Source organism: Bradyrhizobium sp. SHOUNA76 (assembly GCF_023006445.1).
In the GTDB taxonomy this organism is placed as follows: domain Bacteria; phylum Pseudomonadota; class Alphaproteobacteria; order Rhizobiales; family Xanthobacteraceae; genus Bradyrhizobium.
This window is the reverse complement of the sequence record NZ_JALBHA010000452.1, coordinates 1-5,374: the sequence shown is the minus strand read 5'-3', so window position 1 is coordinate 5,374 and position 5,374 is coordinate 1. Positions and strand designations below refer to the sequence as shown.

Here is a 5,374-nt window from a genome sequence, read left to right as displayed (position 1 = left end):
GAGCGCTGTGAGATAGACGGTCTCGCTGGAACGGTAGACGCCGCGCTCGGCATAAACGAACGCGTCGGCGCCGGCAGGCACCGCGCGGCCGGAGACGCCGCGGTCGGACAGGTCGAAGGCAGAGGACTTCAGGCTGAGAAAGGCATAATCGGCCTTCTCGCCGGTCACGGTGAGCATCGCAGGCGACAGGCCGCCCTCGCCGCGCGCAAGGCCGGCCTCGAACAGCACGTGGCCGGACTCGTCGGTCTTGCGGGTGGCCAGGATCTCGTTGTTCCGGGCAACCAGCCGCACCTCGGCCTTGCCGACCGGATCGGTCGAGGCCAGCGAGTTGACGAACACGTGGATACCGTCATTGGCGGAATAGGCTGCAACTCCGAGATCGGAGACGATGAACCATTGCGTGGCGAGCTGATAATCGTCGTCCGAGCCTGGGCCCTTTGCGGCGGCCGTCATCACATAGACGCCCGGCTGGAGCTCGCCGAGGGCCTGATCGACCGGGAATGCCGTGGTGACGTCCTGATTCAGCGTCATCGCGGTCGCGAGCTCGCCGGTCCAGACCTTGACGCCGCGCTCGCCGCCCAGATCACTGAGCTGATATTTCGACAGCGTCTTCTGGAAGTCGCTGTCGACCACCGTGTTGATCAGGTTGCGGTCACCGATCCGGAACACGTTGATATTGACCGCGGGCGTGTTGACGCTGACCACGGGAATGCCGCGCTGGCCGGTCCTGGGAAGCACATAGGCGCGGCTGGTGAAGCGCACGAAGGGTTTGCGGTCGCGCACATAGACGTTGAACTCGGCCGATTTCGGCAGCCCCTCCTTCACGGTGGACGGCAGGCCGGCGCGCAGATTGATGTTGTAGCGCTCGCCGTGCTTCAGCCCGTCGACGCAGAGCTGCTTGCCTTCGGCCGACAGCGCCGGCTTGTCCTGACCCGCGAGCGCCAGGAACGGGGCAAAGTCCGTGCGCTTTGCCAATTCCTCGGAGAACTGGAAGCAGGCGCGCGGGCTCGCCGAATCCGAGTCCACGGTATAGTCGAGCAGCCGGAAGCCGTGCTCGTCGCGCATCTTCTCATATTGGCCGCGGACGTCGGCGACCTCGCGCATGTCGAGCGAGAGCCGCAACGAATCCAGCGCCGGCCGCCACAGTTTGCGCTCCGACAGCGACTTGCCGAGCACGGCGAGCGCGTCGGCCTCCTCGCCCGAATTGCCGGCGCGCAGATAGGCGATGTAGGCCGCGGTCGAGGCGCGTTCCAGCAGGAAGGTCTGCTCGCTCGAGCTCTTTGGCGATATCTGGAAGATGACCTTGGCGAGCCGCAGCCAGTTGCCGGCGTCTTCCGGCGTGGTCGCCGCGATCTGGCCGAGGACCGACAGGCCGGTGCGATAATCATTACGCCGGAAGGCGGCGTCGGCATCCGTCTTCAGCGTCGCATTGGTCTTGGCGACCGGCCCCGCTTCGCTCTTGATCTGCGCCTCCAGCTTGATCGCGGAATCGGCCAGGTCGTCGCGCTTGAACGCTTTGTCAGCGGCTTGCGCCGCGCTAAGGCCGAGCGCCAGCGCGGCGCAGAATGTGACGGCGCGAACAAGACCGATCATGATGGACTCCCGGAAATCGCGGACAGCCGCCCGCAGGCAGCAGAAATGCGCGGAAAGGTGACAGACTCAAGGCGATGGAACCAAAGGTGCAAATCGTCGCATTCGCCATGGAAAGGCAAGCCCAGAGGAGACCGATCAAGTTATCGCCACGCACGCCGTCCTGATGGCGCAGCGATACCTGACCCGTCGATCGGCGGCCACATCCCGGAAGCTGGTCAGCGTTCCCGGCGATGTGATCCATCGTCCAGTCCGCAGCCGCTCAACCCGGCACCCTGACATGCCACCGTCTCGCTTTGTCGCGGCTCTGAGGAAAACGGTTCGGTTCAGACTTGGCGAAACACGATATTTTTCATATTTGGCATGGTAGATGAACGGCCGGCCCCCAAACGGAGGCTGGCGCAGCGACGGTCCCATAGCTCAACTGGATAGAGTAGCGGATTTCTACTCCGCGGGTTGCAGGTTCGAGTCCTGCTGGGATCGCCAGTCTCATTCTAAGTTCACCGGCCTTCACGAACGCGTGGGTAACCATACGACGGCCTTTGAACCGGGCCGAACAGCCCTATCTAAGCGCGGGGCGAATTGCGCCCGGTCAAGGACTCCGATGCTTCCAGCCGAATGGACGAGAATGGCCATCGCATCTGCGGTGGCAATCGTCGCTATGTCGTTTTTGGCAATCGACGCAGGCGTTGTGAACACCAGTGTGGTCACGAAGCCCATCAAGGTGGCTCAAGCATCGATCATTGGCGCCGCTATGGGCCAGCATCACCTTTCCTTTGCCGTCCAGGAGTGGGCGCGTCCCAACCGCGACAACAACGAAAAGCCGACCTTGGAGCATTGCCTGGCGATCGACTGATCGAGACGCCCTCCTCGCCCTATCGCCAAAATACTCAAGCTTCACCGCCCGCGCACTGATGGGCCCACCACCACCGCGCAATCGCCGCGGTGAGATCGTCCCACATGTCCGTCGGCAAATCCGAGGCCGCCACCCGCACGCTGTATTGGTCCGTGGTCGCGTCGTGAAACCACTCGGTCGCGGCGAAGTCGAAACCGAAGCTGCCGGCGTGGCGGATCGGGAAGCCTTCTGCGCGCAGCTCGTTGCTCATGTCCTCGGCCGCCTGCCGCGCGCTTGCCTCGTCGAGGGGACGCTTGCCCCGGAGGGTAACGTAGAGACCGTGGGTGAAATGGAGTTCGGCCGAGAGCGCCGGGAGCTTCGCAGCAAAATAGCGAGCCATGCTTCGGCTGTTGCGCAAGATTGCCGCTACGCGCCGCTTCGTGAGGGCCAAGTAGGCCGCGCTGCCCACGAAGGGCGGGAAATGCGCCGGCAAGGCCGCGCCGCCGAGCAGTCGCACCGCGTTGCGCGTTTCGGACGCGAGACGTGTCCATTCAGGGCGTCCTGCCCGCTGCCGGGGCTCATTCCCGTGCACGAAGACGGCCGAGCCGAGCCGGCCATATTCCGCCCCGAGCGAATCGAGCTTGTTGTGGCTTCGCACCAGCACCAGCGGAATTCCGTATCGCCGGGCCCATTTCAGGACCCGCCTGATCCGGCCCGAACGGCCGGCGAAGCAGGTCGTATCGAAAACAAGGAGATCGAGACCCGAGCCGTCACTTCGGAGCGCGGCCTCGAAAGCGCCTGCGAGAGAGCAGGAATCCAACAGAAGAATTCGCGGCGAATTCCCCGAAGCACACGCATCGCCCAGCGGCAGGCTCAAAGCCACGAGCCGCAAATGAGGAACAAAGCCCCGGATCAGCTCCAGCGTCTCGCCATAGGAGCCTGGAAGCACCAGGATATCAGCCTTCTCGACAATCTGCGCGGAGGCCAGCAATACGGCGGAGATCGCGGCCATGCCTGAGGCAGTATAGATCGCCGTGCTCGCGCAGCCGCAGTCGAACTCATAGAATGAAGGCCCGCGCACCGTGAGGTCCGCTCGCTGGTAGTCGTAACTGAACTCGAAGGGCCCGCTGACGCGATCGGCCGTATGCGACCAGGCTGTCTCGGTCGCCTTCCAGTCGTGCAGCTCCTGCTCCGCCCTCAGCGCCGCGGTGATCTGGAATTTGGACCTGACGATATCGTCGACGGAACGCGGACGCGCCAGATCAAGCCGATGTCTCAGGCAGTCGTTCAACAGCCTGAGCTCCTCATGCTTCCGTTCCAGATAGGCCTGAATGGTCTCCATGTGCGTCTTGGCAGATCCGATCGGAGGTTCAACGTGCGGAAAGCGCCTTGGGTCCAACGCCAGTCTGCTGCAACGAACAGCGGAGTCGGCAGTTGAGACCTATGCAAGGAGGACAACATGGCTGACATCAGAGAGCACATGAAAATCATCGGCAAGGACGGCGCACATGTCGGCACCGTCGACCGCGTCGAGGGCAACCGGATCAAGCTGACGCGCAAGGACAGCCCGGAAGGTCACAAGGACCATCATCACTATATCGACACCAAATATGTCGGTGCCGTCGAAGGCGACGTCGTCAAGCTGTCAGTGAATGCCGACGCAGTCCCGAAGACGGAAGCCGCCTAAAACACTGAGCCCCTTCGGGGGCTTTCATCGAAACGGGGCACAATAATGCAAAGACAGCGTGGAACGAGATCACGATGGGTACGTTGGAATGCACGAAATCAAGTGGTGCCGACCTCCCAGCCCCGGTCGGCTTTGAAGGGCCCCGTGCTTGTCCCCCGAGCACGGGGCCTTCCCATGTAGATCAACGGGCCGAGCGACCTCGGCCTGTGATCGTCAAATCTCCCCGAGAAATTGCCCTCAGTCCGCCCGCTCGTCGCGCCGATCGCGGGCGAGCTCATTCCAGGCCAAGGCCAGCTGGATCAAGCGTTGCCGATCGACGCCTTCCGATGCCGCAGCCCGCTTCATCGCGGCCTCGGCTTCATGCCGTGGGTCGTACCTGGTACACATGAGGTCTACTCTAGCCGGCCATCTGGACAAGCGCGTGGCAATTTCGTCCGTATGATTGCGGGGTCACGTCACGGTTTCCTGGCTGGACGAGCGCGCGGGCACCCCACCTCACCGTATGCATGCGCTGATTGCGAAGCCGTGAAGATCAGCTTCATTCTTACGATCTGTGAATGGCGTCACAGTCTCGGCCCTGCACCTCGGCTAAACATGGTCTCGACGCTTTCAGGAGCGCGCGAGGACATCGATGGTGTTTTCCGTCATGACACAAGACGCAGCAGCCTCAGCCAACGTCCCGACGCAACGACACAGGAGCGATCTGGTCGGCGTCGCCTATCTCGGGACCATCGGCATCGTGATGCTGGCCTGGATCGCCGGCCTGGTCTGGGGCGCGATTGCGTTCTTCAACTGGCTCGTGTCTTGACGCGAGGGTGATCCGTCCCCCTGCAAGGGTCGCCGCCGGAATCGTGCGCTAGAGCAGGCAGTGCAGCACCTGCCCAAGCTTGATCCCGCCGCAAACGATCATGGCCCAAAGCGCCAAGCTGATCTGGATTGCATCCAGCATGTCTCACGTCCCCGCGAATCATCCCGACATTTTTGTTTTGAGACTTGCGTGAGGCGGCAACGAGCGCCAGCGCCAATTTGACGCAATTACCGGCGCGCAAGAAAAAGGCGGGCCGGGGCCCGCCTCTGCTTCAATCCGGCTTGGAAAGCTCAGTAGCAGGCGCGGGGATCGGCTTGCACATACTGGCCGCTCGGATAGCGGTAGTAGCAAGTGCCCTGCGCCCAATAGTAACCGGGCTGGGATGCGGCGGTGGCGCCCGCGATGGCTCCGGTTGCGCCGCCGAGAACCGCGCCGGCGGCAGCCCCTGTTGCAT

General features: G+C 63.1%; 4 protein-coding genes, 1 tRNA gene and 1 pseudogene. 4 read left to right on the top strand and 2 right to left on the bottom strand.

From position 1 onward, the window contains the following. Positions 1–1,593: pseudogene (locus tag MOV74_RS30510) on the bottom strand (alpha-2-macroglobulin family protein); the annotation flags it as partial. Between the two features lie 406 nt (positions 1,594–1,999). Here MOV74_RS30510 and MOV74_RS30505 point away from each other — a divergent pair. Together MOV74_RS30505 and MOV74_RS30500 are read left to right on the top strand one after the other, a co-directional pair. Further along, positions 2,000–2,076, top strand: a tRNA-Arg gene (locus MOV74_RS30505). A gap of 142 nt (positions 2,077–2,218) precedes the next feature. After that, complete coding sequence (locus MOV74_RS30500) at positions 2,219–2,446, top strand: hypothetical protein (protein ID WP_246930503.1); 228 nt, start codon at positions 2,219–2,221, stop codon at positions 2,444–2,446. Positions 2,447–2,480: 34 nt separating this feature from the next. Here the strand turns inward: MOV74_RS30500 and MOV74_RS30495 are convergent, their stop codons facing one another. After that, a complete protein-coding gene (locus tag MOV74_RS30495; RefSeq protein WP_246930501.1) occupies positions 2,481–3,767 on the bottom strand; it encodes a hypothetical protein in 1,287 nt (428 codons plus the stop codon). A gap of 117 nt (positions 3,768–3,884) precedes the next feature. Between MOV74_RS30495 and MOV74_RS30490 the strand changes: the two genes are divergently transcribed. Continuing rightward, complete coding sequence (locus MOV74_RS30490; RefSeq protein ID WP_027574503.1) at positions 3,885–4,112, top strand: DUF2171 domain-containing protein; 228 nt, start codon at positions 3,885–3,887, stop codon at positions 4,110–4,112. Between the two features lie 646 nt (positions 4,113–4,758). Further along, positions 4,759–4,920 carry a hypothetical protein gene (locus MOV74_RS30485; RefSeq protein ID WP_246930499.1) on the top strand — a complete coding sequence of 54 codons (162 nt, stop codon included), beginning with the start codon at positions 4,759–4,761 and terminating at the stop codon, positions 4,918–4,920. Positions 4,921–5,374 lie beyond the last annotated feature (454 nt).